The organism is Aquipseudomonas alcaligenes (assembly GCF_003205495.1).
Classification (GTDB): domain Bacteria; phylum Pseudomonadota; class Gammaproteobacteria; order Pseudomonadales; family Pseudomonadaceae; genus Aquipseudomonas; species Aquipseudomonas alcaligenes_B.
This window is the reverse complement of record NZ_QJRX01000001.1, coordinates 403,907-429,306: the sequence shown is the minus strand read 5'-3', so window position 1 is coordinate 429,306 and position 25,400 is coordinate 403,907. Positions and strand designations below refer to the sequence as shown.

Annotated in this window: 27 protein-coding genes and 1 pseudogene; 11 read left to right on the top strand and 17 right to left on the bottom strand. The window is 68.8% G+C overall.

Going from position 1 to position 25,400, the window contains the following annotated elements:
- Window positions 1-51: 51 nt before the first annotated feature.
- Window positions 52-822: an SDR family NAD(P)-dependent oxidoreductase gene (locus tag DMO17_RS02020; RefSeq protein ID WP_110680632.1), complete on the bottom strand. Its 771-nt coding sequence runs from the start codon at window positions 820-822 to the stop codon at window positions 52-54.
- Between the two features lie 122 nt (window positions 823-944).
- On the opposite strand from DMO17_RS02020, the gene DMO17_RS02015 reads away from it, so the two are divergent.
- The 3 genes from DMO17_RS02015 to DMO17_RS02005 all read left to right on the top strand — a co-directional run bounded on the left by DMO17_RS02015 (window position 945) and on the right by DMO17_RS02005 (window position 4,643).
- Entirely contained in the window at window positions 945-2,336 is a 1,392-nt protein-coding gene (locus DMO17_RS02015) for an aspartate aminotransferase family protein (RefSeq protein ID WP_110680775.1), read from the top strand.
- Window positions 2,337-2,446: 110 nt separating this feature from the next.
- The gene (locus DMO17_RS02010; protein ID WP_110680631.1) at window positions 2,447-3,814 is read left to right on the top strand and encodes a glutamine synthetase family protein; all 1,368 of its coding nucleotides are present in this window, start codon (window positions 2,447-2,449) and stop codon (window positions 3,812-3,814) included.
- Window positions 3,815-3,887: 73 nt separating this feature from the next.
- Entirely contained in the window at window positions 3,888-4,643 is a 756-nt protein-coding gene (locus DMO17_RS02005; protein WP_110680630.1) for an SDR family NAD(P)-dependent oxidoreductase, read from the top strand.
- Between the two features lie 4 nt (window positions 4,644-4,647).
- Here DMO17_RS02005 and DMO17_RS02000 read toward each other — a convergent pair whose 3' ends face one another.
- Window positions 4,648-5,370 (bottom strand): tetratricopeptide repeat protein, encoded by a 723-nt coding sequence (locus tag DMO17_RS02000; protein WP_110680629.1) that lies wholly within the window; start codon window positions 5,368-5,370, stop codon window positions 4,648-4,650.
- Between the two features lie 181 nt (window positions 5,371-5,551).
- Here DMO17_RS02000 and DMO17_RS01995 point away from each other — a divergent pair, with 181 nt between their 5' ends.
- Window positions 5,552-6,034, top strand: a complete 483-nt coding sequence (locus tag DMO17_RS01995; protein WP_110680628.1) for an acyl-CoA thioesterase — start codon at window positions 5,552-5,554, stop codon at window positions 6,032-6,034.
- A gap of 27 nt (window positions 6,035-6,061) precedes the next feature.
- On the opposite strand, the gene DMO17_RS01990 is transcribed toward DMO17_RS01995, so the two are convergent.
- Window positions 6,062-7,429: a PepSY-associated TM helix domain-containing protein gene (locus tag DMO17_RS01990; RefSeq protein ID WP_110680627.1), complete on the bottom strand. Its 1,368-nt coding sequence runs from the start codon at window positions 7,427-7,429 to the stop codon at window positions 6,062-6,064.
- A gap of 56 nt (window positions 7,430-7,485) precedes the next feature.
- Window positions 7,486-7,848: a DUF2946 family protein gene (locus DMO17_RS19655; RefSeq protein WP_181418713.1), complete on the bottom strand. Its 363-nt coding sequence runs from the start codon at window positions 7,846-7,848 to the stop codon at window positions 7,486-7,488.
- Between the two features lie 121 nt (window positions 7,849-7,969).
- Here DMO17_RS19655 and DMO17_RS01980 point away from each other — a divergent pair, with 121 nt between their 5' ends.
- The gene (locus DMO17_RS01980) at window positions 7,970-8,374 is read left to right on the top strand and encodes a DUF3301 domain-containing protein (RefSeq protein ID WP_110680626.1); all 405 of its coding nucleotides are present in this window, start codon (window positions 7,970-7,972) and stop codon (window positions 8,372-8,374) included.
- On the opposite strand, the gene blaOXA is transcribed toward DMO17_RS01980, so the two are convergent.
- The 3 genes from blaOXA to DMO17_RS01965 are packed head-to-tail and all read right to left on the bottom strand — an operon-like array spanning window position 8,371 to window position 10,398.
- Window positions 8,371-9,153: a class D beta-lactamase gene (gene blaOXA / locus DMO17_RS01975; RefSeq protein ID WP_110680625.1), complete on the bottom strand. Its 783-nt coding sequence runs from the start codon at window positions 9,151-9,153 to the stop codon at window positions 8,371-8,373. The two genes, DMO17_RS01980 and blaOXA, sit on opposite strands and share 4 nt — an antisense overlap.
- Window positions 9,150-9,515, bottom strand: a complete 366-nt coding sequence (locus DMO17_RS01970) for a DUF7079 family protein (RefSeq protein WP_110680624.1) — start codon at window positions 9,513-9,515, stop codon at window positions 9,150-9,152. The genes blaOXA and DMO17_RS01970 overlap by 4 nt, the downstream gene beginning before the upstream one ends.
- A gap of 1 nt (window position 9,516) precedes the next feature.
- Complete coding sequence (locus DMO17_RS01965) at window positions 9,517-10,398, bottom strand: alpha/beta fold hydrolase (protein WP_110680623.1); 882 nt, start codon at window positions 10,396-10,398, stop codon at window positions 9,517-9,519.
- Window positions 10,399-10,576: 178 nt separating this feature from the next.
- Between DMO17_RS01965 and DMO17_RS01960 the strand changes: the two genes are divergently transcribed.
- Window positions 10,577-10,912 (top strand): hypothetical protein, encoded by a 336-nt coding sequence (locus DMO17_RS01960; protein WP_110680622.1) that lies wholly within the window; start codon window positions 10,577-10,579, stop codon window positions 10,910-10,912.
- Here the strand turns inward: DMO17_RS01960 and DMO17_RS01955 are convergent.
- The gene (locus DMO17_RS01955) at window positions 10,909-11,874 is read right to left on the bottom strand and encodes a CobW family GTP-binding protein (RefSeq protein WP_110680621.1); all 966 of its coding nucleotides are present in this window, start codon (window positions 11,872-11,874) and stop codon (window positions 10,909-10,911) included. The genes DMO17_RS01960 and DMO17_RS01955 overlap by 4 nt on opposite strands.
- A gap of 70 nt (window positions 11,875-11,944) precedes the next feature.
- Here DMO17_RS01955 and DMO17_RS01950 point away from each other — a divergent pair, with 70 nt between their 5' ends.
- Window positions 11,945-12,298, top strand: coding sequence for an NADH:ubiquinone oxidoreductase (locus tag DMO17_RS01950; RefSeq protein WP_110680620.1), 354 nt, complete (start codon window positions 11,945-11,947; stop codon window positions 12,296-12,298).
- Here DMO17_RS01950 and DMO17_RS01945 read toward each other — a convergent pair.
- From DMO17_RS01945 to dksA, 3 genes are read right to left on the bottom strand one after another with little or no spacing between them, the layout of a single operon-like run.
- A complete protein-coding gene (locus DMO17_RS01945; protein ID WP_110680619.1) occupies window positions 12,295-12,936 on the bottom strand; it encodes a DUF1826 domain-containing protein in 642 nt (213 codons plus the stop codon). The genes DMO17_RS01950 and DMO17_RS01945 overlap by 4 nt on opposite strands.
- Window positions 12,936-14,141 carry a zinc metallochaperone GTPase ZigA gene (gene zigA / locus DMO17_RS01940; RefSeq protein ID WP_110680618.1) on the bottom strand — a complete coding sequence of 402 codons (1,206 nt, stop codon included), beginning with the start codon at window positions 14,139-14,141 and terminating at the stop codon, window positions 12,936-12,938. Before zigA ends, DMO17_RS01945 begins: the two co-directional genes overlap by 1 nt.
- Complete coding sequence (gene dksA, locus DMO17_RS01935; RefSeq protein ID WP_076424528.1) at window positions 14,134-14,556, bottom strand: RNA polymerase-binding protein DksA; 423 nt, start codon at window positions 14,554-14,556, stop codon at window positions 14,134-14,136. Before dksA ends, zigA begins: the two co-directional genes overlap by 8 nt.
- A gap of 85 nt (window positions 14,557-14,641) precedes the next feature.
- On the opposite strand from dksA, the gene folE2 reads away from it, so the two are divergent.
- The 4 genes and pseudogenes from folE2 to DMO17_RS01915 all read left to right on the top strand — a co-directional run bounded on the left by folE2 (window position 14,642) and on the right by DMO17_RS01915 (window position 17,942).
- Window positions 14,642-15,538, top strand: a complete 897-nt coding sequence (gene folE2 / locus DMO17_RS01930; protein ID WP_110680617.1) for a GTP cyclohydrolase FolE2 — start codon at window positions 14,642-14,644, stop codon at window positions 15,536-15,538.
- The gene (locus DMO17_RS01925; RefSeq protein ID WP_110680616.1) at window positions 15,535-16,200 is read left to right on the top strand and encodes a metal ABC transporter ATP-binding protein; all 666 of its coding nucleotides are present in this window, start codon (window positions 15,535-15,537) and stop codon (window positions 16,198-16,200) included. Before folE2 ends, DMO17_RS01925 begins: the two co-directional genes overlap by 4 nt.
- Window positions 16,200-17,060 (top strand): metal ABC transporter permease, encoded by an 861-nt coding sequence (locus tag DMO17_RS01920; protein WP_110680615.1) that lies wholly within the window; start codon window positions 16,200-16,202, stop codon window positions 17,058-17,060. Before DMO17_RS01925 ends, DMO17_RS01920 begins: the two co-directional genes overlap by 1 nt.
- A gap of 9 nt (window positions 17,061-17,069) precedes the next feature.
- Window positions 17,070-17,942, top strand: a pseudogene (locus DMO17_RS01915) (metal ABC transporter substrate-binding protein).
- 69 nt (window positions 17,943-18,011) lie between these two features.
- On the opposite strand, the gene DMO17_RS01910 reads toward DMO17_RS01915, so the two are convergent.
- The 6 genes from DMO17_RS01910 to glmU form a co-directional block, all read right to left on the bottom strand.
- Complete coding sequence (locus tag DMO17_RS01910) at window positions 18,012-19,937, bottom strand: DUF2207 domain-containing protein (RefSeq protein WP_110680614.1); 1,926 nt, start codon at window positions 19,935-19,937, stop codon at window positions 18,012-18,014.
- Window positions 19,938-19,939: 2 nt separating this feature from the next.
- Entirely contained in the window at window positions 19,940-20,506 is a 567-nt protein-coding gene (locus DMO17_RS01905) for a LemA family protein (protein WP_110680613.1), read from the bottom strand.
- A 49-nt stretch (window positions 20,507-20,555) separates the two neighbouring features.
- On the bottom strand, window positions 20,556-21,062 hold the full coding sequence (locus DMO17_RS01900) for a DUF3617 domain-containing protein (protein WP_110680612.1): 507 nt from the start codon (window positions 21,060-21,062) through the stop codon (window positions 20,556-20,558).
- A 225-nt stretch (window positions 21,063-21,287) separates the two neighbouring features.
- Window positions 21,288-23,123, bottom strand: a complete 1,836-nt coding sequence (gene glmS / locus DMO17_RS01895) for a glutamine--fructose-6-phosphate transaminase (isomerizing) (RefSeq protein WP_110680611.1) — start codon at window positions 23,121-23,123, stop codon at window positions 21,288-21,290.
- 11 nt (window positions 23,124-23,134) lie between these two features.
- Window positions 23,135-23,902, bottom strand: a complete 768-nt coding sequence (locus DMO17_RS01890) for a DeoR/GlpR family DNA-binding transcription regulator (RefSeq protein ID WP_021702541.1) — start codon at window positions 23,900-23,902, stop codon at window positions 23,135-23,137.
- A 115-nt stretch (window positions 23,903-24,017) separates the two neighbouring features.
- Complete coding sequence (gene glmU / locus DMO17_RS01885) at window positions 24,018-25,382, bottom strand: bifunctional UDP-N-acetylglucosamine diphosphorylase/glucosamine-1-phosphate N-acetyltransferase GlmU (protein WP_110680610.1); 1,365 nt, start codon at window positions 25,380-25,382, stop codon at window positions 24,018-24,020.
- Between the last annotated feature and the right edge of the window lie 18 nt (window positions 25,383-25,400).

Sequence of the window (25,400 nt, the reverse complement as noted above, 5' to 3'; positions counted from 1 at the left end):
GGTGCGAAAGTGTCCGAAAGACGCAATAACGCCTGACGGGCGCCGATGCGCTCAGGGCGCCTTGTTTTCGATCAGGCAGTTGCCGCCATCCACCACCAGCACCTCGCCGGTGATGTAGCTGGCCTCGGGCGACGCCAGGAAGGCCACGGCGGCGGCCACTTCTTCAGGGCGCCCAGCCCGCCCGACCGGCGTGTACTCGGCGGCGTGCCGCTCTTCGTCGGTGGAGGAGCCGGTGCCGATCCAGCCTGGCGCCACGCTGTTGACTGTGATGCCCTGCTTGGCCACTTCCAGCGCCAGCCCCATCGACAGGCCGAGCATGCCGGCCTTGGCCGCACTGTAGGCCGACTCGCCGACATTGCTGCCGCGGGTGCCGGTGGTCGAGCTGATATTGACGATGCGCCCGTAGCCGCGCGCCTGCATGCCCGGCAGCACGGCGCGGGTGAGCAGGAAGGCGGTGGTCAGGTTGCGCGTGAGCGACAGCTGCCAGGTGGCCAGGTCCATCTGCGCCAGCTCGGCGAACGGCTCGGGGCTGCCCTGCATGGCCATGCCGGCATTGTTCACCAGGATATCCACCCGGCCCCACTGCGCCTCGGCCCAGGCGGCCAGTTCGGCGACCTGCTGCTCGTCGGTGAGGTCGGCCACCCAGGCGCGTGCTTCAATACCTTCCTGGCGCAACTCGGCGGCACGCTGCTCGATGCGCGCGCTGCTGGCGGTCACCAGCACCCGCGCACCCGCCAGCCCCAGGCGCCGCGCGATGGCCATGCCGATGCCCTGTTCGCTGCCGGCGCCGCTGACCAGAGCCACTTGCCCTTTCATGTTCATGGATAAGCCTTTTGTGATCACAAATTCAAGTCGATACTAGATCAAATCGCTAAAAAATGGAGCTATTGCCATTTCTGTGATCACAAAATAGCATGTGCAGAAATTCGAACGAGGTGTTCAACATGACTGCCAGCGGTATCAGCCCCTCCGCCGTGGAAACCTTCGCCGCCCGCGAGCGCGAACTGTTCCTGGCGCGCAACCCGAAATCCGTGGCCCTGGCCGAACGTGCGCGCAGCTCGCTGTACGCCGGCGTGCCGATGCACTGGATGGCCGACTGGTCGACCCCCTGCCCGCTGTTCGTCGAGCGCGCCAAGGGGGCGCGCTTCTATGACGTCGACGGCCACGAGTACATCGACTTCTGCCTGGGCGACACCGGCACCATGTTCGGCCACTCGCCGGACCCGATCGCCAAGGCCATCGCCGAGCAGGCGGGCAACGGCCTGACCACCATGCTGCCGGGCGAGGACGCCGTGGTCTGCGGCGAGCTGCTGGCCGCGCGCTTCGGCCTGCCGTTCTGGCAGGTCACCGCCACCGCCACCGACTCCAACCGCTACGTGCTGCGCTGGGCCCGCGCGGTGACCGGGCGCAAGACCCTGCTGGTGTTCGACGGCTGCTACCACGGCACCGTCGACGACGTGATGGTGCGCTACCGCGACGGCCAGACCGTGCACCGCTCCGGCCTGGTCGGCCAGGCCTATGACCTGACCGAATACAGCCGCGCCATCCCGTTCAACGATGTGGCGGCACTGGAAGCCGCGCTGGCTCAGGGCGATGTCTGCGCCCTGTTGTGCGAGCCGGCCATGACCAACATCGGCATGGTCCTGCCCGACCCGGGCTTCATGCAGAAGTGCCGCGAGCTGACGCGCAAGTACGGTTCGCTGCTGATCATCGACGAGACCCACACCATCTCCACCGACATCGGCGGCTGCACCAAGCTGTGGAACCTCGACCCGGACTTCTTCGTGGTCGGCAAGCCGATCGCCGGCGGCGTGCCCTGCGGCATCTTCGGCTGCAGCGCGGAGATGGCCGAGAAGATGCTCGCCTCGCGCAAGAAAGCCCAGGCGGACAGCCAGGGCCACGGCCACAGCGGCATGGGCACCACCCTGTCGGCCAACGCCCTGGCCATGCACTGCATGCGCGCCAACCTGGAACAGGTGATGACCCAGGCCGCCTACGACCACATGCTGCCACTGGCCAAGCGCCTGGCCGACGGCTTCCGTGGCCTGATCGCCAAGCACGACCTGAAGTGGTCGGTGACCGAGCTGGGCGCGCGCAGCGAGTTCCAGTTCTGCCCGGTGTCGCCACGCACCGGTGCCGAGGCCGAGGCCGCCTTCCACGATGAGCTGCAGATGGCCCTGCACCTGTACCTGATCAACCGCGGCATCCTGATCACCCCGTTCCACAACATGACCCTGTGCTGCCCGAGCACCACGGCCGAGGATGTGGACAAGCTGATCAGCATGCTGGACCAGGCCATCACCGAGCTGCTGGCCATTCCCGGCGCGCGGCTTTAACTCCCTCTCCCGTTTACGGGAGAGGGCTGGGGAGAGGGCAACAGCCCCTTCCCTCTCCCCCGGCCCCTCTCCCACTAGTGGGAGAGGGGACCACAGCAAAGGACACCACCATGCAATTCGCCAACCCCCAGGAAGCCCGCGACTTCCTCGCCCAGCACCCCGAGGTGCGCCTGATCGAGCTGATGCTGATCGACGCCAACGGCATCCCGCGCGGCAAGCTGCTGCACCGCGACGAGCTACTGGCGATCTACGAGAACGGCCGCCCGCTGCCCAGCTCCATCCTCTCGCTGACCATCCAGGGCGAGGACGTCGAGGCCAGCGGCCTGGTCTGGGAAGTCGCCGATGCCGACTGCTGGACCTACCCGATCCCCGGCTCCCTGACCCTGCAACCCTGGCGTGCCACGCCCACCGGTCAGGTGCAGGTGAGCATGCACCCGACCCAGGGCCAGCCGGCCGCCGCCGGCGACCCGCGCCATGTGCTGGCGCGCGCCATCGACCGCCTCAAGGCCGACGGCTACCACCCGGTGATGGCGGTGGAGCTGGAGTTCTACCTGCTGGACAAGAACCGCGACGCCAATGGCCGCCCGCAGCCGGCCGTGCAGGCCAACGGCGTGCGCCCGCAGGCGCCGCAGGTGTATGGCGTGCTGGAGCTGGAACAGCAGCAGGCCTTCCTCGATGACCTCTACAGCGCCTGCGAAGCCCAGGGCCTGCCGGTGCGCACGGCGATCTCCGAGTACGCCCCCGGCCAGCTGGAGCTGACCCTGGAGCACCGCTTCGACGCCCTGCAGGCGGTCGACGAAGGCATCCGTTACAAGCGTCTGGTCAAGGGCGTGGCCAACAAACATGGCCTCATTGCCTGCTTTATGGCCAAGCCGTTCGGCGACCTGGCCGGCAGCGGCCTGCATATGCACGTGTCGCTGGCCGACGAGCAGGGCAATAACCTGATGGCCTCGGAAGACCCGCACGGCACCCCGCTGCTCAGGCACGCCATCGGCGGGATGATGGCCACGCTCAACGACGCGCTGGCGATCTTCTGCCCCAACGCCAACTCCTACCGCCGCTTCCAGGCCAACAGCTACGCGCCGCTGGCCAAGAGCTGGGGCGTGAACAACCGCACCGTGTCGTTCCGCGTGCCCGGCGGCCCGGCCAAGAGCCGCCATGTGGAGCACCGCATCTGCGGCGCCGATGCCAACCCCTACCTGGCCGCCGCCGCGATCCTCGCCGGCATCCACCACGGCATCAAGCACCAGATCGACCCGGGCGAAGCCATCGTCGGCAACGGCTACGAGCAGGCGCGCGAGACCCTGCCGACCGACTGGCTGACCGCGCTGCGCACCCTGGAACAGTCGGCCTGGGCCAAAGAAGCCCTCGGCGAGGACTTCCTGAAGATATTCCTGGCGATCAAGTGGGAAGAGTTCCGCCAGTTCGTCGGCGAAGTCGGCGAGCAGGATTGGCGCTGGTACCTGACCCACGCCTGATGTCCACCTACAAGGCCAGCCCCCACCGGCTGGCCTTGCTGCATCTGCCCCCTCCCCCTTTGCAGGAGTCCGTATGCAACCCGTCGTACTGATCACCGGCGCCGCCGGCGGCCTCGGCCGCGCCCTGGCGCAGCGTTTTCACCAGGGCAACTGGCGGGTGGTGGTCACCGACCAGAACGCCGCCGGCCTGGCCGAGCTGGGCAACGAGCTGCCGCTGGCCGGTTCCATCCCTGCCGACCTGCGCACGGCCGGCGCCTGCCGCGACGTGGTTGAGCGCACGCTGGGCCGCGTCGGTCGCCTGGACGCCCTGATCAACGCCGCCGGCATCTGGCGCGAGGGGCCGGTGGAGGACTTCTCCGAGGAGGACTTCGACCTGGTGATGGCCGCCAACCTCAAGGCGCCCTTCTTCATGTGCTCGGCCGCCATCCCGCACCTGAAGGAAACCCGCGGCTGCATCGTCAACATCTCCAGCGACGCCGGCCACCAGGGCAACCGCAACGCGGCGGCCTACTGCGCCAGCAAGGGCGGCCTGACCCTGCTCGGCAAGACCCTGGCGCTGGACCTGGCGCCGCATGGCGTGCGGGTCAATACGGTGTCGCCCGGCGATATCGACACGCCCATGCTGCAGTTCCAGGCCGAGCGTTACGGCAACGGCAACCCGCGCGCCTACTTCCGCGAGCTGCTGGACAAGTATCCGCAGGGCGAGCAGGCGCGCTTCGTGCAGCCCGCCGAGGTGGCCGAGCTGGTGCATTTCCTCTGCCAGCCGGGGGCAGCGGCGATCACCGGTGCCGACCTGGCCATCGACCTGGGCCTGTCCGCCGGCAAGTGACGGCTCAGAACTGCGCCGCGCCGCTGGTCTTGTAGTAGCGGCCGGCGACGCCGATACCGGCGCCACCATAGGCCTGGCAGCGCTCGCCCGGCACCTCCAGCACGCGCAGGTCGGCGCCGTGCCACAGTAGCTCCACGGCGCAGCCCTGCTCCAGCCCGGCATCCGTCAGGCGGAAATGTGGCCCGGAACCGCTGATGCGGCCAGTCAGCTCGCCGATCGCCGCCGGTCCATAGTCCTCGACCTGGAAGCCGGCACGCAGCGGGCTGAAGAACACCTCGTAACCCTGCCCCTGGCGCTGGATATCCAGGCTGCTCCACAGGCCCTGGCCGGCGTAGCGCAGGTAGTGCCCCTCGACGCTGGCAGCGAGTGCCGCGAAGTCCAGCGCCTGCGCCACCTTGCCCAGGTTATGGCGCGTGGCCGCGCCGCTGAAGCCGCGATCCAGCGCCACTTCCAGCCAGGCACGGGCCAGGCCCGGCTGGCCGGCCTTGAGGTTGGCCAGCATCAGGTTGTTCAGCGCCAGCTCCTCGCCGTCGCCGGCATCGCCGTTGGCCTGCTCGGCCCGCCGCAACTGGCGCTCGAAGGCGGCGATGGCCTGCTCGTAGCGGCCGGTCTGGTAGGCGGCAGTACCGGCCTGGTTGCAGGCCGAGGCAGTGGCGCAGGCCTGCTCCGCGGCGGTGCAGGGCGCGCCGAATGGGAGCAGCAGCAGGGGCAGGAAATGGGCGCGCATGGTCGGCCTCCTCGGACAAAGACCCAAGCTTAGCGGGCCGCCACCGCCCATGCCGGGTAGCGGCCACAAACTTGCATGGCGCGGGCGCCGGCACAGCGAAGATGTAAGGCAGAACCTATAACAAGAAGCAGACCCGCAGGACTGCAACGCCGGCGCATATTCATCTGCCTATGAGATACCCATGGAACTTGGAACCAACAAACTGTCGATGACCGTCCTGATGACGCCGGACATGGCCAACTTTTCCGGCAACGTGCACGGCGGCACCCTGCTCAAGTACCTCGACGAGGTGGCCTATGCCTGCGCCGCCCGCTATGCCGGCAGCTACGTGGTGACCCTGTCGGTGGACCAGGTGATCTTCCGCGAACCGGTGCATGTCGGCGAGCTGGTCACCTTCCTCGCCTCGGTCAACTACACCGGCCGCACCTCGATGGAGGTCGGCATCAAGGTGGTCACCGAGAACATCCGCGAGCGCTCGGTGCGCCACACCAACAGCTGCTTCTTCACCATGGTGGCGATGGACCCCGAGGGCCAGCCCAAGCCGGTGCCGCCGCTGCAGCCGGAGAGCGCCGACGAGCAGCGGCGCTTCCGCCAGGCGCAGCAGCGCCGGGTGATCCGCGAGGAACTGGAGCAGCGCTACCAGTTCCTCGACGACGAGGGCTGACCTCCTGCCACAAGGCGGGCGAGAGCATCAGCCGGCGACTGCCTCGGCCCCGCGCCGGGTCAGGCGCTGGCCGAGCCAGTCCAGCGCCAGCATCAGCAGCAGCGAGGCGCCCACCAGAGGGAACAGCAGGCCGAGGCCGAACATGATCGCCACCCCGCCCTTCCACAGCGGCAGGTCATGGCGCAGCGGCGGCACGCAGAAGCGGCCCTGCGGGCGGCGCTTCCACCACATCACCAGGCCGCTGACCGAGGCCAACAGGATCAGCAGGCACACGCCGAGCATCAGCAGCTGGTTGGCCAGGCCGAACAGCTTGCCCTCGTGCAGCATCGCCCCGCTCTCCACCGCCCGCGCCACCAGGCCGTAGTCGGCCCAGCGGATGTCCGCCAGCACCTGGCCGCTGTACTGGTCCAGGTGCAGGGTGGCGTCATGGCGCGGGTCGTCGGCGAACAGGGCGACGGTGAACACGCCCTTGTCGTCGGCCGGGAAGCTGACGCTGTAGCCCGGTTGCACGGCCAGGCGGCCGGCGGTGTCGACCACCTGCTGCAGGCCGATGCGCGTGGGCGCTGCCGGCGCCGTATCGGTGTGGGCCTGGTGTGCGGCATGCGGGTCGGACTGCGGCAGCGGCGTGTTCTCCACCGCCCAGGCCACGGTCTGCCGGGCCGCCGTGTTGAGGCTGCGCGCCGGCACGTCCGACTGCGGCACCGCATCCCACATGGCCGCCGGGAAGTGGTTCCAGGCGCCGGCGAACTGCGCGCCCCAGAAGCCGGTCCAGGTCATGCCGGTGAGCAGCATGAACAGCAGCAGGGCGCTGCCCCAGAACCCGGTGACCGCATGCAGGTCGCGCCACAGCAGGCGCCCGCGGGCCGACAGGCGCGGCCAAAGCACGCCGGCGCCACCCTGGCCGCGCGGCCACCAGAGGTACAGGCCGGACACCACCAGCACCACGCCCCAGCCGGCGGCCAGTTCGATCAGGCGGTCGCCGACGGTGCCGATCAGCAGCTCGCCGTGCAGGGCGCGGGCGATGGCCTGCAGGTTGTTCGCCGCGTCCTGCTGGCCGAGCAGCGCGCCGCTGTAGGGGTCGAGGAACAGGTTGGTCTGGCGCCCGTCGAGCTGGGCGACGAACTGCGCGCTGCTGGTCGCCGTCGCCGGCGGCAAGTACTGGCTCACCTGCGCCTGCGGCAGGGCCTGCTGCAGGTGCGCCAGCTGCTGGTCGGCGGACAGCGGCGTGGCGGCCGCCTGCACCCTGAGCAGCTCGGGGTACATCAGCTGGTCCAGCTGCGGCTTGAACAGGTAGACGATGCCGGTCAGCGCCAGCAGGATCATGAAGGGAATGACGAACAGCCCGGCATAGAAATGCCAGCGCCAGGCCAGGTGGTAGAAGGATGGCGTGCTCACGGGAAAGACTCCGCAATGGTCGGATCGGCAGGCTCTGCGGCCTCGGGTGACGAAGATCAGACGGAGCGGAGCGGCGGCGCGCGCGGCGGCGCGTCGTGCGCGGCCAGGCGCCCGCGCGAGGCGTGCGGCGCGCCAGGCAACCCGGCGCCCACCGCCGGCAGCACATTGCTCGCGGCCATGGCCGGGGCGCCGGGCAGCGCCGGGCTGGACAGCAGCAATGTGCAGTAGCCGCACTGCGCCCACAGCGGCGCATCGTGGCCCAGGGGCTCGTGGCCACCGTCGCCGCAGGCCATCTCGCTCATCCACGCCGGCACGGCGCTGGCCCCCACGGCCTGCGAGAACAGCGGCGCGGCCAGCAGCAGGAACATGGCCAGCAGGGCCAGGCGCGCGGTGTTCTGGAGATGGCGGGTCGAGGACAAGGGCGGGCTATCCGGGCGGGCGGGGGCGCCGCCGGCAAGCATAGCCGCTACCGGGTGGCTCGGCGACAGGCCGCGCCGGCGCGGATCGGTTAAGCTTGCCCGAGGGACTGCCGGAGCCGCCATGATCGACCTGCTGGATGTGCTGTTGCTGATGCTGTTCGCCGCCGCCTGCGCCTGGCTGTGGCGCGGCCATGGCATTCGCGAGCGCGCCCTGCTGCTGGCCAAGCAGCACTGTGCGCGCCTGGACGTGGAACTGCTGGACGGCAACGTCGCCCTGCGCCGCCTGCAGCTGGTGCGCGATGCCCGCGGCCAGCGTCGCCTGGCGCGCCTCTACGACTTCGAATTCACCGTCACCGGCGAGCAGCGCCTGCGCGGCACGGTGCAGATGTTCGGCCAGCGTCCCGGGCGCATCGAGCTGGATGCGCATCCCTTCCACGCGGCGGGGGCCGATGACGCCAAGGTGATCCGCCTGGACGACTGGCGCCGCGAGCATCCGAAGGGCGACGAGCAGCGCCGGGTCGACTAGAGCAGCCCGAGCGCGCGCAGGCTGGCCTTGCCCAGCTCGATGCGACGCGGCAGGTCCTGCTCGCCGCGCATGTCCATGTTCAGGGCGAAGCTGTACAGCCGACCGTCCTGTTCCAGCCAGCCGACCCACCAGCCGATACCCGGCTCGCGCGCAGTGCCCCAGCCGGTCTTGCCGTACAGCTTCCAGCCCGGTCCCTGTTCCAGCAGGCAGATCTCGCGCACCTGCGCCTGCACCGCCGCGGGCAGCGGCAGGTGACCCTGCGCCAAGCGGGCGAGGAAGCGCGTCTGCTCCAGCGCGCTGATCGCCAGCGGGCCGTCCAGCCAGAAGCGGTCCACCACCGCGCCGATCTCGCCGTTGCCGTACTGCAGCGCTGCCACCTGGCTGCGCATGCGCGCCAGGCCGATGCGCCGCGCCAGCTCCTGGTAGACCGGCACGTTGGAGACCCTGATCGCCTCGCGCAGGCCCATGTCACGCTCCCAGCTGTCGAGCATGCGCGGCTGGCCGTCGTAGCGGAACAGCTCGTCGACGCTGGCCACCGCGCCGCTGTCCAGGCCGATCAGGCTGTTGGCGATCTTGAAGGTCGAGGCTGGCACGAAGCGCGTCGCGGCGCGCGGCGCGTTGTAGCCGCGCAGGCCGCCGCTGGCGACGTCGTGCAGCACGAAGGTGGCGTCGACCCCGGCCGCCGCGAACAGCGGCGCCAGGGCCGGGACTTCCTCCAGCGGGGCGGCACGGGCGGTGGCGCACAGGCTCAGCAACAGGCTCAGGAGCAGATGCTTCATGGGCGTTCCTCGGGGTTGTCCAGCTGCGCCAGGATGGCACGCCACTCGGCGCGACAGGCGTAGGTCATGGGCCGGCGCAGCAGGCGGCAGCGACAGCGGTGCAGGCGGCCGCGCGCCTGGTTGCGTCGGCATTCGGCGAACAGCCACTGTGGGGCGAAGCCACTCCACACCCCGGCCGCGCTCCAGGCGTTGAGCCAGACCGCCGGCGCCACCTCGCAGTGGAAGATGTGCTGCAGCTCCTGGCGTGACAGGCCGCTGGCCCGCAGCACGCGGACGATGTGCGCGAGGCCGACGGGCCCCGGCTCGCTGTCCAGCCACAGCTCGGACAGCGCCAGCCAGACATCCTCGCGACTGGCGCCCATCTCAGGCTCCGGGCAGGAGGAAGGCCAGGACCCGTGCGGCGGCGGCCTCGGGCTGCTCCTGCATGAAGCAGTGCCCGCCGGCCACCTCGGCGATGCTCACCGCGGCATTGAGCGCGGCCAGGCGCCGCGCCGACTGGCCGACGAAGGGGTAGGTCTTATCGCCGTAGAGCAGCAGGCTCGGCGTGGCGATGCGCGCCAGCGACGGCCACAGGCGCCGCGGGAAGGAGCTGAAGATGTCCACCTCGCGGCTGGGCCGGCACTTCAGCTCGACGCCGCCCTCGGCGCTGTCCTTCAGCGCATGGTCGACATAGGCCTGCAGCGCCGCATCGGTCCAGCCGCGGAAGATGCCCTTGCCCTGCAGCAGGGCGAAGGCGCTGGCGCGATCCGGCCAGTGCCGGCGGCGGCTGGCCGACTTCTTCGCCATCACGTTGCGCCGGTGCAGGCCGACCAGCTCGGACAGCGCCATTACACCGATCATCGGCTTGCTGAACAGCACCGGGTCGAGCAGCACGGCGCGCTCGAACAGCTCGGGGTGGCGGGCCAGGATCAGGCAGGTCAGCACCCCGCCGAAGCTGTGGCCGAGGGCGAAGCACGGCACCTCGCCGAAGATCCCGCGGCCGGCCGCGAAGGCCTCCACCGCCAGCTCGGCGCTGCGGTTCCAGCCATGGAAACGGCCGCCGTGCTCGCTGTCGCCATGGCCCTGGGCATCGCACAGCCACAGGTCGAAGTGCTCGGCCAGGTCGGCCAGCATCGGCTCGTAGGTACGCCCGCAGAAGCCGTTACCGTGCAGGAAGTGCAGCAGCGGCTTGCCCGAGGGCGGGCTGTGCCAGCCACTCAGGGTGAAGCCGGCGGAAGTGGGATGGGACCAGGGAAGCAGGTGCATGGAAGAGGCCACGACAGGAAACTGCAGCCAGTGTAACGACGACGCCCGGCCGAGTCAGGCCGGCACAGGCGCCGAATACTTCCCGATAAGGCCGCGCGATCGGCAGCATGCTGCGGAAATCCGGCATGGCACTCTGCTACCATCTGCACCCATCACCCCAGGCACCCGGACCCTCCCCTTGCAGAACCTGCGTACCTCCGACAACGGCGGCTATATCGACTTTCTCCGCGAGCGCCTAGAAGGCCGCGGCATAGAGGCCATCGCCTGCGACCTGGGCGAGGAGGCTCGCGGCCATCGCTACGCCCTGCTGCTGCCACACGCGCACGATGCACAGCAGGCCTGGCAATTGCTCGGCGAGGCGCCCGACGAATCCGGCTACCGGCTGCAGCAGGCCGAGGCCCGGGACAACCGATTCATCGCCCTGTGCCGCTCGCCACTGATGCGCCGCGCCAGCCTCATCCTGCTGGGCCTGGTACTGCTCGGTGCCGGCATCGAGGCGCTGCTGGCGACCTAACCCAGCCGGCAGGCCAGCAAGGCCTCCTGTAGTTCCGACGCCTCCTGCGCGGAGGCGAAGATCAGCTCCAGCCGCGAATCACGCCGCCACTCGCTCTCTCGCCAGAGCAGCTCGCCACCGTCCAGGGCGTTGGCCGAGTGCCAGCCCGACTCGCCGTGCAGCACCAGCTTGGCCCGCCGCCAGGGCAGGCCGGCCAGCCAGGCCTGCACCCGCCCCAGTTGGAAGCGCTGCGACGGATGGAAGCGCCAGCCAATGCTCCAGCCCTCGGCCTGCGCCTGCACCTGGCAGATCGGCTCGCGCGGGTCGCGCCAGATCTGCGCCAACGGTGCCCGCCCCGCGGGCAGCGGCACATCCTGCTCGGCCGCTGCCGCCCGCAGCGCACTGCCGGGCAGCGCGGCGAAGTCCAGCTCGCCCTGGCAGGTCCAGCGCAGCGGCACGGCCGGCAGCTGCGCCTGCAGCCGCGCGCGCGCCACCTCGTCCAGGGCCTCCGCCTTGTTCAGCAGCAACAGGCCGGCCAGCGCCAGGGTCGCCTGCTGGCTCTCAGGCAGCGCCTGGCCGGCGGCCAGAGCGGCGGCGTCCAGCACCAGTACCGGTGGCTGCAGGGCCAGCACCCCGGCCCAGGGCGCCTGGCCCAGCTGGCGCAGCAATTCCAGGGGGTGGCCCAGGCCGGAAGGCTCGATCAGCAGGCGATCCGGCCGGGCCTGGCGCAGCAGGCGGGCCAGGCCGACCTGGAAAGGCGCGCCGGCAACGCAGCACAGGCAGCCACCGGGGATCTCGCTCAGGCTCACGCCGTCGTGGGCACCGCTCAGCAGCGCCTGGTCCAGGCCGATCTGGCCGAACTCGTTGATCAGCACCGCCCAGCGCTCATGCGCCGGCTTGTGCGCCAACAGATGGCGGATCAGGCTGGTCTTTCCAGCCCCCAGGGGGCCGGCGATGAGATGGGTCGGGATATTCGCGAGCATGGCGCTATGGTGCGGTTTCACGCGGCCGCGGGAAAGGCTAAAGTCGCCGCTTTGTTCGAGGAGAGATGCGATGCGTGCGATGCTTGCCCTGCTGTTGCTGAGCCTGGCCGGCCAGGCCTGGGCCGAGGCCTGCGTGGTGCATGCCGAAGGCAAGCAGGTGGAAGTGAAGCTCTGCCAGCAGAACCGCAGCATCCCCGCCCACCTGTTCCGCGAAGGCTTCTGCGCGCCGCAGCTCAAGGGGCAGAAGGTCGAGGTCAGCTTCGCCGCGCAGTGCCCGGCCGGCGCCTTCGGCGAGTGCCGCAACGCCAAGGTGCAGGGCACGCCCTACCAGCAGGACATCCACTACTACGGCGTGGCCAGCGACGCCCGCTACCTCAAGCCCGCCTGCGAGCAGCAGAGCAAGGGCGTGTGGATGGCGCGCTAGGCCAGCCAGTCCAGGGTCAGCAGCAAGCGGCGCTCGCCCGGTGGCGGTGTCGGCGAGCGATGGATCAGCCCGGCGCCTTCGTTACCCGGCCACTTCTCGCCCTTGGCCAGCGCCACCCAGCCCGCCTGCAGACGCTGGATGCGCTCGCCGTCACGCGGTTCAGCCTGGGCCTCGCCGAGACGGCGGCGGTCCATGCCGCCTTCCTCCAGCCATTCGCTGGCCACGCCGGCGTAGGTGCTGATCAGCCGCAGCGGCACATGGTCGACGTGGAAACGCGGGCACATCGGCTTGTCCAGGCTGCGCAGGCGCAGGCCGATACGCCGGGCACCGAGCAGGCAGGCAAAGGCCTCGACCAGCCAGGTGAGATCGGCGACGAAGGCGTCATAGCCATGAAAATCGGCCTGCGCCCGCAGCAGCGCGGGCAGGCGCAGCTGCTCGTCGGCGCCCACCTCGATCTGCACCGACTCCGAGACCTCCAGCGGCTGGGCCAGCAACACCCGCGCGAAGTCCTCGACCTGCGCTGGCAGACGGCGCTGCCAGACCGCCAGGTTGACGCCCTCCTGCAGCGCCTCGGCAAGCACCTCGGGCTCGGCTCCCAGGCACGCGCGGGGCGGCGGTCGCAGCTGCAGCGCCAGCATCAGGCGGCCTCCTCGGTCCAGGCGCCGAATGGGTCGGGCAGGCGTTGCCAGGCTTCGGGGCCGGCGGCCATTTCGGCGTCGGTCAGCAGGCAGTCGTCCAGCTCGGCGCGCAGGCGCGCGAAGTCGATGTTCTGGCCGATGAACACCAGCTCCTGGCGGCAGTCGCCGACCTCGGCGCTCCATTTGCTCATGACGGTGCGCAGACCGTCCTCGTCCTCGGGCCACTGCGTCTTGGGCACGAAGCGCCACCAGCGCCCGGCATAGCCATGGCGCATCAGGCCGCCGGCCTGCGACCAGCTGCCGGCCTCCTGGTACTTGCTGGCCAGCCAGAAGTAGCCCTTGGAGCGCAGCAGACGGCCATTGACCCATTCGCGGCTGAGGAAGGCGAAGAAACGCTCCGGGTGGAAGGGCCGGCGCGCCTGGTAGGCGGTCGAGGCGATGCCGTACTCCTCGGTCTCCGGCACGTGCTCGCCACGCAGCTCCTTGAGCCAGCCGGGGGCCTGGGAAGCCCGGTCGAAATCGAAGCTGCCGGTGTTGAGGATCTTCGCCAGCGGCGCCTGGCCCATCACCATCGGCACGATCTCGGCTTCGGTGTTGAGCCCACGCAGGATGGCCATCAGTTCCTCGCGCTCGGCGCTGGAGATCAGGTCGGTCTTGCTGATCAGGATGACGTCGGCGAACTCCACCTGTTCGATCAGCAGGTCGGTGATCGAGCGCTCGTCTTCCTCACCGAGGGTTTCGCCACGACTGGCCAGGCTCTCGGCCTCATGGAAATCGCGCAGGAAGTTCACCCCGTCGACCACCGTCACCAGCGTATCCAGGCGCGCCAGGTCGGACAGGCTCTGGCCCTGCTCGTCGCGGAAGGTGAAGGTCTCGGCCACCGGCAGCGGCTCGCTGATGCCGGTGGACTCGATCAGCAGGTAGTCGAAGCGACCATCACGGGCCAGCCGCGCCACTTCCTCCAGCAGGTCTTCGCGCAGGGTGCAGCAGATGCAGCCGTTGCTCATCTCCACCAGCTTCTCGTCGGCACGGTTGAGGCTGACGTCGCGCTGCACTTCGCTGCCGTCGATGTTGATTTCACTCATGTCGTTGACGATCAGCGCCACGCACAGGCCGTCGCGGTTCTTCAGCACATGGTTGAGCAGGGTGCTCTTGCCGGCGCCGAGAAAGCCCGACAGCACGGTGACGGGTAAGCGGTTATCCATTGGGGTTTCCTCGCACATCACGGATATGGCGTTCGCGTTGTTCCTGACGTTCCTTGGCCTCGATGCACAGGCTGGCAGTGGGCCGCAGCAGCAGACGGCGCAGGCCGATCGGCTCGCCGGTCTCGCTGCACCAGCCGTACTCGCCGCGGGCCAGGCGCTCCAGCGCTTCGTCGATCTTGTCGAGCAGCTTCTTCTCCCGCTCCAGCAGGCGCAGCTGCCACTGGCGCTGCTCCTCGGCGCTGCCCAGGTCGGCCGGATCGCTGGCCGGCTGCTGCTCGCGCAGCTGGCCGAATTCCTCGTCGATGCGCTGCTGCAGCTCGGCACGCTGCTCCAGCAGGCGCTGGCGGAAGAACGCCTGCTGCACCTCGTTCATGTAGGTGTCGGCAGGCATGGCAAGCAGGTCGGCTTCGCTGATCACGGGGTGGACTCGTCAGGGGTGTCGCTTTATTTTGTTATAACATAACATTTTGAACAACCACCCTCGCCGCCACAGGTTCCCGATGAACGCCCTGACTCTCCCCGATATCGCTGCGCAAACCAGCGCCCAGGCGCAGCCCGCGCTGGACTTCGTCGGCATGCAGCAGATCGCCCTGCCCGTGCAGCTGGCCGGCATGCCGCTGGCCTGCCGGGTGGACGCCGGGGTCAGCCTGGATGATGCCAGCGCGCGGGGCATTCACATGTCGCGCCTGTACCTGGCACTGGAAGCCCTGGAACACCAGCCGCTGACCCTGACGGCCGTGCAGCGGGTGCTGCGCCAGTTCCTGGACAGCCACGCAGGCCTGTCACAACGCGCCTACCTCAACCTGCGCGGCGAGCTGCTGCTCAAGCGCCCGGCACTGGTCAGCCCGTTGGCCGGCTGGAAGGCCTACCCCGTGGCACTCAACACCCGGCTGGATGACCTGGGGTTTCACGTGGAACTGCAGCTGACACTGGGCTATTCCTCGACCTGCCCGTGCTCGGCGGCGCTGGCCCGGCAACTGATTCAGCAGCGATTTGTAGATTATTTTGCCGGCAAATCACTCGATCATGCCGATATCATCGACTGGCTGGGCAGTTCACAGGGCATCCTCGCCACCCCGCACAGCCAGCGCAGCGAGGCGCGCCTGCAGCTGCACCTGGACCCGAGCCTGCAGGAGCTGCCACTGCTGCACTGGCTGGACAGCGCCGAGGCCGCCCTGGGCACCGCCCTGCAGACGGCGGTCAAACGCGCCGATGAACAGGCCTTCGCCCTGGCCAACGGGCAGAACCTGATGTTCTGCGAGGACGCCGCGCGCCGTCTGCACCAAACCCTGCGCGAGCAGGACGGGCTGCTCGGCTTCGCCCTGGAAGTGGTACACGCCGAAAGCCTGCATGCCCACGATGCCGTGGCCCGCAGCCAGTGGAGCCGGCCGGCATGATCCGCTGCGAGGGCCTGCAATGGGGGCCGCCCGGCCGCCCGCTGACCCCACCGCTGGACCTGCACCTGACGGCCGGCAGCCTGACCGCCGTGATCGGCCACAACGGCTGCGGCAAGAGCAGCCTGCTCAAGGTCATCGCCGGCTGGCAGGCGCCGCTGGCGGGCCGGGTGCGGGTGGAGGCGCCACGCCAGGGTGGCATCGGCGTGCTGATCCAGCAGCAGGCCTTCGACCGCCAGTTTCCCATTCGCCTGGACGCCCTGGTGGCCGGCGGACTGTGGTCGCAGAAGCACTCGCGCGCCGCACAACGGGCCCGGCTGGAGCAGACGCTGGAGCGCTGGCAGCTGAACGGGCTGCAGGCACTGCCGCTGGAAGCACTGTCCGGCGGCCAGCTGCAGCGCGCCCTGCTCGCCCGCCTCGACCTGACCGGTGCCCGCCTGCTGTTGCTCGATGAGCCGGAAGCGGCGCTGGATGCCGAAGGCCAGGCGCTGTTCTGGCAACGCGCGCGCCAGTGGCAGGCCGAAGGCCGCACGCTGCTGGTGGTCAGCCACGCCGTGGGCCATTTGAGCGACTGGCAGGACAATGCCCTGCTGGTGTCCGCACAGGGCTGCATCCTGGCGCCGGTCAGCGAACTGCGCGGCGCGCGTCTGGAGCGCGTGGCCTGATGCTCGAGCCGCTATGGCAGCCCTTCGCCGAATTCGCCTTCCTGCGCCGCGCCCTGCTCGGCGGCCTGGCGCTGGCCTGCAGCGCCGCGCCGCTGGGCGTGTTCCTGATGCTGCGGCGCATGAGCCTGATTGGCGATGCCATCGCCCACGGCATCCTGCCCGGCGCCGCGCTGGGCTTCTGGCTGTTCGGCCTGAGCCTGCCGGCGCTGACCGCCGGTGGCCTGGTCGCCGGCCTGGGCATGGCCATGCTGGCCGCCTGGGTCACGCGTCGCACCGGGCTGCGCGAGGACACCAGCCTGGCCGCCCTGTACCCCATCTCGCTGGCCAGCGGCGTGCTGCTGCTCGGCCTGGCCGGGCGCAAGCTGGACCTGATGCACCTGCTGTTCGGCTCGGCGCTGGCGGTAGACCTGCCCACCCTGCACGGCATGCTCAGCGTGGCGGCCATCAGCCTGATCGTGCTGTTGCTGATCTACCGCCCGCTGGCGCTGGACAGCCTCGACCCGCTGTTCCTGCGCAGCGTCAGCCGCATCGGCCCGCTGGTGCACGGCCTGTTCCTGGCCCTGGTGGTGCTGAACCTGGTGATGGGCTTCCAGGCCATCGGCGCCCTGATGGTGGTCGGCCTGATGATGCTGCCGGCCGCCGCCGCGCGCTTCTGGAGCCGCCACCTGCCGCACCTGCTGCTGCTCGCCGCGCTGATCGGCGCCGCCAGCGTCTGGCTCGGCCTGCTGCTGTCGTACCACGCCGGCCTGCCGAGCGGACCCTGCATCGTCCTGCTGGCCGGGCTGGCCTACCTGATCTCGGTGATCGCCGGGCCGGTTCACGGTCTCTGGCGCCCGGCTCCCTTACCCACATCGCCCTGAGGAAAACCCATGCGCGCCCTGCTCGCCCTGATCGCTTTGCTCCTGCCGTTGTCACTGTCCGCCGCCGACAAGCCGTAGGTGGTCACCAGCTTCAGCATCCTCGCCGACCTGACCCGCGCCGTTGGCGGTGAGCACATTGTTCTGACCAACCTGGTCGGGCCCGACGAAGACGCCCACGTCTTCGAGCCCAGCCCGGAACATGCGCGCACACTGCTGCAGGCCGACCTGATCATCGCCAACGGCCTGGGCTTCGAGCCCTGGCTGGAACGCCTGCTGGCCAGCAGCGAAGCGCGCGGCCGGCGCATCGACGCCAGCCAGGGCGTGCTGCCGCTGTGGCTGGAGGAGGACGGCGAGAAAGTCGCCGACCCGCACGCCTGGCAGAGCCTGAGCAATGCCGAGATCTACGTGCGCAACATCACCCAGGCGCTCAGCCAGCTCGACCCTGCGCATGCCGACGCCTACGCCGCCAACCGCGACGCCTACCTGGCCAAGCTGCATGCGCTGCTCAAACAGGCCAACACACGTCTGGCCAGCCTGCCGGCCAGCCAGCGCAAGGTGGTGACCAGCCACGATGCCTTCGGCTATCTGGGCCAGGCCTGGCAGCTGCAGTTCATCGCGCCGCAGGGCCTGTCCACCCATGACGAGCCGTCTGCCGCCGAAGTCGCCGCGCTGATCCGTCAGCTGCGCAGCGAAGGCGTGCGCGCCGTGTTCGTGGAAAACATCCGCGACCCGCGCCTGCTGCAGCAGATTGCCGACGAGGCCGGTGCCCGCGTCGGCGGCACCCTGTATTCCGATGCCCTGGCCAGCCAGGGGCCGGCCAGCACCTACCTGGGCATGCTCCAGCACAACCTCGATACCCTGCTGACCGCGCTCGCACCATGAACCTCTGGCTGGCGACAGCCGCCCGCTGCCCGAGCTGGTCGAACGGCTGCGTAGCGAGGCACAGCTACCCTACCAGCCACCACCACCGCCGCCGCCACTGCCACCCCCCGAGGAACCTCCGCCTGAGGAGCCGCCGGAGGACGAGGATGAGCTGGCCGGCGGCGTCGAGGCGCTGGCACTGGCACTGGCCAGGCTCGAACTCAGGGCGCCGCTGAAGGCGGTCGGCGAGCTGAAGCGCTCACGCGCGGCGTACCAGCCCGGTCGGTACTCGTGCCGGCTGGGATCGATCAGGCCGGCTTCCAGCGCGGCGGCGAAACGCGCGCTCCACTGTGCCTCCACGCCCAGCGCCATGGCGTACGGCAGGTGGCGTTCGTACAGCTCGATGCTCATCGCCGGCGCTTCGGCCGCGCGCGCCAGTACCTCGCTCTCGGCCAGTTGCAGGTAGTCACGGTAGCCGGCCGCGGCATCCAGCAACTGCTGCCCCTTCACCGAAGGCGCCTCCAGCCAGCGGTAGAACAACCCCACCAGCAACAGGTAGGCGATCACCAGCAGCATGACCGGCAGCGAGCAGGCAGACAGCAGCATCCACAGGCCAATCGGCACCGGGAAGCCGAACAGCAGTGCCACTACCACCAAGCCAATCCGTTTGCCGTAGCCCGCCTCACGCATCGCCAGCGTCAGCACCACCGCCGCCGGTATGCCGAAGCCCAGGCTGAAGACCATGCCGGCGATGGCCAAGCCCCATTGCTCTTCGCCCTCCAGCCCGGTCAGCACAGCGAGCAACAGGCCGGGCACGGCGATGGCCAGGCCGGTGGCCCAGGCCCCACGGTTGTTGGCGTGCCACAGCACCCCCACCGTCTGCAGGCTGTCGAACATGCGCGTCTTCATCTCGGCCAGGCGCGGCTGGTAGCGACTGCCCAATTCCAGGGGCGCGGAGTTGTTCAGCGGGAACAGGCGGCGGAGCCATTCGATCTCGCCCACACGTGCCGATTCCGCCGGTTTGCGGCCGGGCTGCAGAACGAAACCGTCGCCACCTGGCCGGTCCTCCAGGCGAATCAGACCGTGGATCGCCCAGTCGGTGAAGCAGATCGCCAGCGCGCGGGCATCGTTGAAGGCACCGCGAAAGCCGCGATGCCAGAGATAGCCCACCTGCGTCGGGCTGAGATCATCGGGAGCCTCGAAACGCACGATATGCAGGCCCTTGCGCGGGTCGCGCCCCACGCGTCGCCAGGTGCGCAGGTAGTAAACGAGCAGGGCCAGCCAGAGCACGGCACCCAGGGTCAGGCCGGCGTTGTCGAACAGCAGGCGCAGGCTGCGCTGCAACAGGCCGGGCCGCTCGACGATGCCGGCCTGCCAGTCCACGGCCAGGGTGAAACCCTGTTGCGGCGGCAACACAACGGTAGTCTCCAGCAGCAGCGAATTCTCGGTCTGCTCCAGCACCTGGTAGCCCACGCCCTGCTCGCCACTGGCACCGGTGTACCCTGAGACGCGGCCGATCCTCGCCCCCTCCGGCAGTTCTACACGCGCCGATGCCTGCAGGATCGGGAACGCCCAGGCGTTGCCGGTGACGTTCCAGTACAGCTCGTCCTCGTCCGGCCGCTGCAGCAGTTGCGGATCGACCCGATAGCGCAGTTCATACACATAACGCCCCGGCTCCAGCAGGATATGCGGCGAACCGAGGTAGAAGCGCTGGTAGGCACCCTGGGTCTCGCGGCGTACCGACTCGGCTTCACCGTCGCGGGTGGCGCTCAGCAGGTCGATCGGCGTCTTGCGCAGCAGGCCACCGGGCAGGCGATAGGTCACCGGAATGTCGCGATAGATGCCACGCTGGATCCTGTCGCCCTCGGCCTGCACGGTGATGCGCTCGGTCACATCCAGCAGGCCATCGTTGCGAACCTGCAGCTCGACTGCGAAATCCTCGATCACTTCCCGCGCCAGCGTCACGCCAGGCAGCAGAGCACACAACAGCAGCAGGGGTTTCAGCCATCCCGGCATGTTCAGAACTCCATTTCCGGTGATTGCCCGTCGCGGGCGTCGTCCAGGGCGAAATAGGCGGCGCAGCGGAACGCGAAGGCGCGCGCCACCAGGTTGCTCGGCACCGATTCGACCAGCACGTTGAGCTCGCGCACGGCGCCGTTGTAGTAGCGGCGAGCCATCTGGATATGCTCCTCGACCTCGCTGAGGTTGCGCTGCAGGTCGAGGAACACCGCATCGGCCTTGAGCTCCGGGTAGCCCTCGACCAAGGCGAAGGCGCGCTGCAGGGCTGCCGATAGCTGGCCTTCGACCGGACCGCGGCCGGCGGCGCCATCGGTCTCGTGGGCCTGCGCTTCGCCACGCCGGATGACCAGCTCTTCGAGGGTATCTCGCTCATGGGCCATGTACGCCTTGAGACAGGCGACCAGCTGCGGAATCAGACTGGAGCGGCGCTTGAGCTGCACCTCGATGCCGCTCCAGGCCTCGGCCACCCGTGCGCGGTTGAACACCAGACGGTTGTAGCAATAGATCACCGCCAGCAGCACCAGCGCCGCCAGCACCAGCGCCAACCCAAGTCCCAGCCCCTGCATTCCCTGCCCCCTGCCGTTGCCCAGCGGGCAGTGTACCCGCCAGCGACGCTCAGCGGGCGGGCAGCCCGCCGCAGTCCACGCCGAGCCAGCGCGCCTGGCTGTGCATGCTGCTCTGCTGGCCGTCGTAGACGCCATTGAGCGTGGTGGTGAAGGCCGTATCGCCGTCGAAACGGGTCTCACCTTCGCCCTCGCCATTGGGACACTTGAAGCGGAACTTCCACACCTCGGCGCTGCGCTCGGTGATCTCCTGGGTACAACCCGAATCGGGGTCCTGCAGGGGGATGTCACGGGCCTTGGCGCTCGCCTCGCTGAGGCACAGCTGCACCCCTCCGCCGCCCAGCTTGACGCCCTGCTGGGCCAACATCTGTTCCATCATCTGGCGCTGCTCGGGCGGCAACTTCTGCAATTGCTCGAGCATCTGCTGCATGTCCGGCATGGCCTGGCCGTCCTGCTGCATCTGGCTGGTGAACTCCCACAGGCCGGCACGCGGCTCCGCGCCGGCCAGGGCTGGCAGCAGACAGAGACCTAGCAACATGGCGCGCGGTGTAGTGAACATGGTCTGGCTCCTCGAGAGATGGCTGACTCACAGAGCTTAGAGACTCTGGAGGCAACAGCCATAGGCCCGCTCTAGCCCCAGCCAGCGAACAAATACCTCGCTCACTCGGCCTGGCAAGAGCCTCATGGCTCTACCCCATTCGCACATGCCGGATCTGGTCCAATAGATTCAGCAAGACAAGTAAAAAAGCGGGCTAATAGCCCGCTTTTTCTTTTTGCTCTCTAATTATTCCACCGTTACCGACTTGGCCAGGTTGCGCGGTTGGTCCACATCGGTGCCCTTGAGCACGGCCACGTAGTAGGACAGCAGCTGCAGCGGCAAGGTGTAGAGAATCGGCGCCAGCACGTCGTGGATGTGCGGCATGTTGATGACATGCGTGCCTTCGCCATTGCCCAAGCCGGCGGCGCCGTCAGCGAAGACGATCAGCTGCCCGCCACGGGCGCGGACTTCCTGCAGGTTGGACTTGAGCTTTTCCAGCAGCTCGTTGTTCGGCGCCACGGTGACCACCGGCATGTCGGCGTCGACCAGGGCCAGCGGGCCGTGCTTGAGTTCGCCGGCCGGGTAGGCCTCGGCGTGGATGTAGGAGATTTCCTTGAGCTTGAGCGCCCCTTCCATGGCCACCGGGTACTGGGCACCGCGGCCGAGGAACAGGGTGTGGTGCTTCTCGGCGAACAGCTCGGCGACCTTCTCCACCGTCTTGTCCATCGCCAGCGCCTCGCCCAGGCGGGTCGGCAGGCGGCGCAGTTCTTCCACCAGCTCGGCGGCAACACCGGCTTGCAGGGTGCCGCGCACCTGGCCGAGGGCCAGGGTCAGCAGCAGCAGAGAGACCAGCTGGGTGGTGAAGGCCTTGGTCGAGGCGACGCCGATTTCCGGGCCGGCCTGAGTCAGCAGGCACAGGTCGGATTCACGCACCAGGGAGCTGGTGTCGACATTACAGATGGTCAGGCTGGCCAGGTAGCCGGCCTGTTTCGCATTGCGCAGGGCGGCCAGGGTGTCGGCGGTCTCGCCGGATTGGGAGATGGTGATGAACAGGCTGTCCGGCTGCACCGCCACCTGGCGGTAGCGGAACTCGCTGGCCACTTCGATCTGGCAGGGAATGCCGGTCAACGCCTCCAGCCAGTAACGGGCGACCATGCCAGCGTGGTAGCTGGTACCGCAGGCGACGATCTGCACGTTGCGCACCTTGGCGAACAGTTCGGCGGCCTGCGGGCCGAAGGCCTGGACCAGCACGTGGTCGCCGCCCAGGCGGCCTTCCAGGGTGCGCTGCACGACCTGGGGCTGCTCGTGGATTTCCTTGAGCATGAAGTGGCGGTACTCGCCCTTGTCGGCGGCCTCGGCGCCTTCGTGGTACTGCACCGACTCACGCTGTACCGGCTGGCCGGCGACGTCCCAGATCTGCACGCTGTCGCGGCGGATTTCGGCGATATCGCCCTCCTCCAGGTACATGAAACGGTCCGTTACTTGTCTCAAAGCGAGCTGATCGGAGGCGAGGAAGTTCTCGCCGAGCCCTAAGCCGATCACCAACGGGCTGCCGCTGCGGGCGGCAAGGATGCGGTCCGGCTGCGCCGCGCTGATGACCGCCAGACCGTAGGCGCCGTGTAGCTCAGGAATGGCTTCCTTGAGCGCAGCGGTGAGGTCGCCGAGCTGCTGCAGCTTGTGCTGCAACAGGTGGACGATGGCCTCGGTGTCGGTGTCGGAGGTGAAGACGTAGCCGAGGCCCTTGAGGCGCTCGCGCAGCTCCTCATGGTTCTCGATGATGCCGTTGTGCACCACGGCCAGTTGCTCACCGGAGAAATGCGGGTGGGCGTTGCGCTCGCTCGGCGCGCCGTGGGTGGCCCAGCGGGTATGGGCGATGCCCAGGTGGCCGGTCAACGGCTCAGCGGCCAGGGCCTGCTCCAGCTCGGCGACCTTGCCCACGCGGCGGCAACGCGAAAGCGTACCGGCCTGGGTGAAGACCGCCACACCGGCACTGTCATAGCCGCGGTACTCCAGGCGCTTGAGGCCTTCGACCAGGATCGGGGTGATGTTGCGTTCGGCGACGGCGCCAACGATGCCACACATAGGGGTTCTCCTCAGGAAGCGGCGGCGAGGATCAGCTGGACCCCGCGCGCGCGTATCTGTTCGGCCACCTGGCTATCCAGGCGGTCGTCGGTGATCAGGGTATGGACGCTGCTCCAGGGCAGCTCCAGGTTGGGAATACGGCGGCCGACCTTGTCGCTCTCGACCATGACGATGACCTCGCGGGCCACCTCGGCCATGACCCGCGACAGCCCCAGCAGTTCGTTGAAAGTGGTGGTGCCACGCTCCAGGTCGATGCCGTCGGCGCCGATGAACAGCTGGTCGAAGTCGTAGGAACGCAGGACCTGCTCGGCGACCTGGCCCTGGAAGGACTCCGAGTGCGGGTCCCAGGTGCCGCCGGTCATCAGTAGCACCGGTTCGTGCTCGATGTCGCGCAGGGCGTTGGCCACGTTCAGCGAGTTGGTCATCACCACCAGACCGGGCTGGCGGCCAAGCTGCGGGATCATTGCCGCCGTTGTGCTGCCGCTGTCGATGATGATGCGCGCGTGCTCGCGGATCAGGCCGACCGCTGCGCGGGCAATGGCCTGTTTGTGGCGGGAGATGGGCTGCGCCGGCTCGCCGATCAGCTCCTGCGGCATGGGTACCGCACCGCCGTAGCGACGCAGCAGCAGGCCGTTCTTCTCCAGTTCGGCCAGGTCCTTTCGGATCGTAACTTCGGAGGTGGCGAAATGTTGCGCCAGGGCATCCACAACCACCTCGCCCTGCTCGTTGAGCAAGGCGAGAATCGCGTGGCGGCGCTGGGGTGTGTTGCGTTTCGACATTTAAGTTTCGATTCGAAAGATAAGTGCGCGAATCAAAGCCTAATGAAAGCGTCAGGTCAAGCGCCAGATAGACGAAAGGTGGCCTGAGCCGCCTTTCAGCACAATGACAGGCCTGTTACTTCGGCGCCTTCTGCGGGCGCTTCCAGCCTTCGATGTTGCGCTGCTTGGCACGGCCCACTGCCAGGACCGCCGCCGGTACGTCCTGGGTCACGGTGGAGCCGGCACCGGTGGTGGCGCCATTGCCCAGGGTGACGGGGGCGACGATGGAGCTGTTGGAACCGATGAACACGTCCTCACCCATCACGGTGCGGTGCTTGTTGGCGCCGTCGTAGTTGCAGGTGATGGTGCCGGCGCCGATGTTGCTGCGTGCGCCGATCTCGGCGTCGCCCAGGTAGCTCAGGTGGCCAGCCTTGGCACCCTCGCCCAGCACGGCGTTCTTTAGCTCGACGAAGTTGCCGACATGGGCCTTGGCGCCCAGCCTAGCGCCCGGTCGCAGGCGAGCGAACGGGCCGCAATCGGCGCCCTCACCCAGCTCGGCGCCTTCCAGGTGGCTGTTGGCTTTGACGATGGCGCCGCGACGCAGGATGGAATCCTTGATCACGCAGTTCGGGCCGATCTGCACGTCGTCCTCGATGACCACCTTGCCTTCGAAGATCACGTTGATGTCGATGGTCACGTCGCGGCCCACGGTCACTTCGCCACGCACGTCGAAACGATGCGGGTCGAGCAGGGTCACGCCCTGGGCCATCAGCTGGCGGGCCATGCGCTGCTGGTAGTGGCGCTCGAGCTGCGCCAGCTGGATGCGGTCGTTGGCACCCAGCACTTCCATTTCGTCCTGGGCGGTCTCGGTGGCGACGATCAGGCCGTCGGCCACGGCCATGGCGATCACGTCGGTGAGATAGTACTCGCCCTGGGCATTGCTGTTGGACAAGCGGCCCAGCCAGTCACCGAGTCGCTTGCCCGGTACGGCGAGGATGCCGGTGTTGCCTTCGCGGATGGCGCGCTGCGCTTCGCTGGCATCCTTGTGCTCGACGATCGCCTGCACCACGCCGGCTTCGTTGCGGATGATGCGGCCATAACCGGTGGGATCGGCCAGGTTGACGGTCAACAGGCCCAGCTGGTTGTCACCGGCCTGCTCCAGCAGGCGGGCCAGGGTCTCGACCCGGGTCAGCGGCACGTCGCCGTAGAGGATCAGCACCTTGTCCGCCGACAGCGCCGGCAGGGCCTGGGCCACGGCATGGCCGGTGCCCAGCTGCTCGGCCTGCAGCACGAACTGGATATCGTCGGCCGCCAGGCGCTCGCGCACCAACTCGGCGCCATGGCCGATCACAACATGGATCTTGCGCGGCGCAAGCTGGCGGGCGGTATCGATGACGTGGCCGAGCATGGGCTTGCCGGCCACCGGGTGCAGGACCTTGGGCAGGGCCGAACGCATGCGGGTGCCCTGGCCGGCGGCGAGAATGACGATATCGAGGGACATGGCGGAATCCTGAACGGG

Coding starts and splice junctions, on each gene's coding strand:
- DMO17_RS02020 (WP_110680632.1), bottom strand. CDS start 822: ATGAACATGAAAGGGCAAGTGGCTCTGGTCAGCGGCGCCGGCAGCGAA.
- DMO17_RS02015 (WP_110680775.1), top strand. CDS start 945: ATGACTGCCAGCGGTATCAGCCCCTCCGCCGTGGAAACCTTCGCCGCC.
- DMO17_RS02010 (WP_110680631.1), top strand. CDS start 2,447: ATGCAATTCGCCAACCCCCAGGAAGCCCGCGACTTCCTCGCCCAGCAC.
- DMO17_RS02005 (WP_110680630.1), top strand. CDS start 3,888: ATGCAACCCGTCGTACTGATCACCGGCGCCGCCGGCGGCCTCGGCCGC.
- DMO17_RS02000 (WP_110680629.1), bottom strand. CDS start 5,370: ATGCGCGCCCATTTCCTGCCCCTGCTGCTGCTCCCATTCGGCGCGCCC.
- DMO17_RS01995 (WP_110680628.1), top strand. CDS start 5,552: ATGGAACTTGGAACCAACAAACTGTCGATGACCGTCCTGATGACGCCG.
- DMO17_RS01980 (WP_110680626.1), top strand. CDS start 7,970: ATGATCGACCTGCTGGATGTGCTGTTGCTGATGCTGTTCGCCGCCGCC.
- blaOXA (WP_110680625.1), bottom strand. CDS start 9,153: ATGAAGCATCTGCTCCTGAGCCTGTTGCTGAGCCTGTGCGCCACCGCC.
- DMO17_RS01970 (WP_110680624.1), bottom strand. CDS start 9,515: ATGGGCGCCAGTCGCGAGGATGTCTGGCTGGCGCTGTCCGAGCTGTGG.
- DMO17_RS01965 (WP_110680623.1), bottom strand. CDS start 10,398: ATGCACCTGCTTCCCTGGTCCCATCCCACTTCCGCCGGCTTCACCCTG.
- DMO17_RS01955 (WP_110680621.1), bottom strand. CDS start 11,874: ATGCTCGCGAATATCCCGACCCATCTCATCGCCGGCCCCCTGGGGGCT.
- DMO17_RS01950 (WP_110680620.1), top strand. CDS start 11,945: ATGCGTGCGATGCTTGCCCTGCTGTTGCTGAGCCTGGCCGGCCAGGCC.
- DMO17_RS01945 (WP_110680619.1), bottom strand. CDS start 12,936: ATGCTGGCGCTGCAGCTGCGACCGCCGCCCCGCGCGTGCCTGGGAGCC.
- zigA (WP_110680618.1), bottom strand. CDS start 14,141: ATGGATAACCGCTTACCCGTCACCGTGCTGTCGGGCTTTCTCGGCGCC.
- folE2 (WP_110680617.1), top strand. CDS start 14,642: ATGAACGCCCTGACTCTCCCCGATATCGCTGCGCAAACCAGCGCCCAG.
- DMO17_RS01925 (WP_110680616.1), top strand. CDS start 15,535: ATGATCCGCTGCGAGGGCCTGCAATGGGGGCCGCCCGGCCGCCCGCTG.
- DMO17_RS01920 (WP_110680615.1), top strand. CDS start 16,200: ATGCTCGAGCCGCTATGGCAGCCCTTCGCCGAATTCGCCTTCCTGCGC.
- DMO17_RS01910 (WP_110680614.1), bottom strand. CDS start 19,937: ATGCCGGGATGGCTGAAACCCCTGCTGCTGTTGTGTGCTCTGCTGCCT.
- DMO17_RS01905 (WP_110680613.1), bottom strand. CDS start 20,506: ATGCAGGGGCTGGGACTTGGGTTGGCGCTGGTGCTGGCGGCGCTGGTG.
- DMO17_RS01900 (WP_110680612.1), bottom strand. CDS start 21,062: ATGTTCACTACACCGCGCGCCATGTTGCTAGGTCTCTGTCTGCTGCCA.
- glmS (WP_110680611.1), bottom strand. CDS start 23,123: ATGTGTGGCATCGTTGGCGCCGTCGCCGAACGCAACATCACCCCGATC.
- DMO17_RS01890 (WP_021702541.1), bottom strand. CDS start 23,902: ATGTCGAAACGCAACACACCCCAGCGCCGCCACGCGATTCTCGCCTTG.
- glmU (WP_110680610.1), bottom strand. CDS start 25,382: ATGTCCCTCGATATCGTCATTCTCGCCGCCGGCCAGGGCACCCGCATG.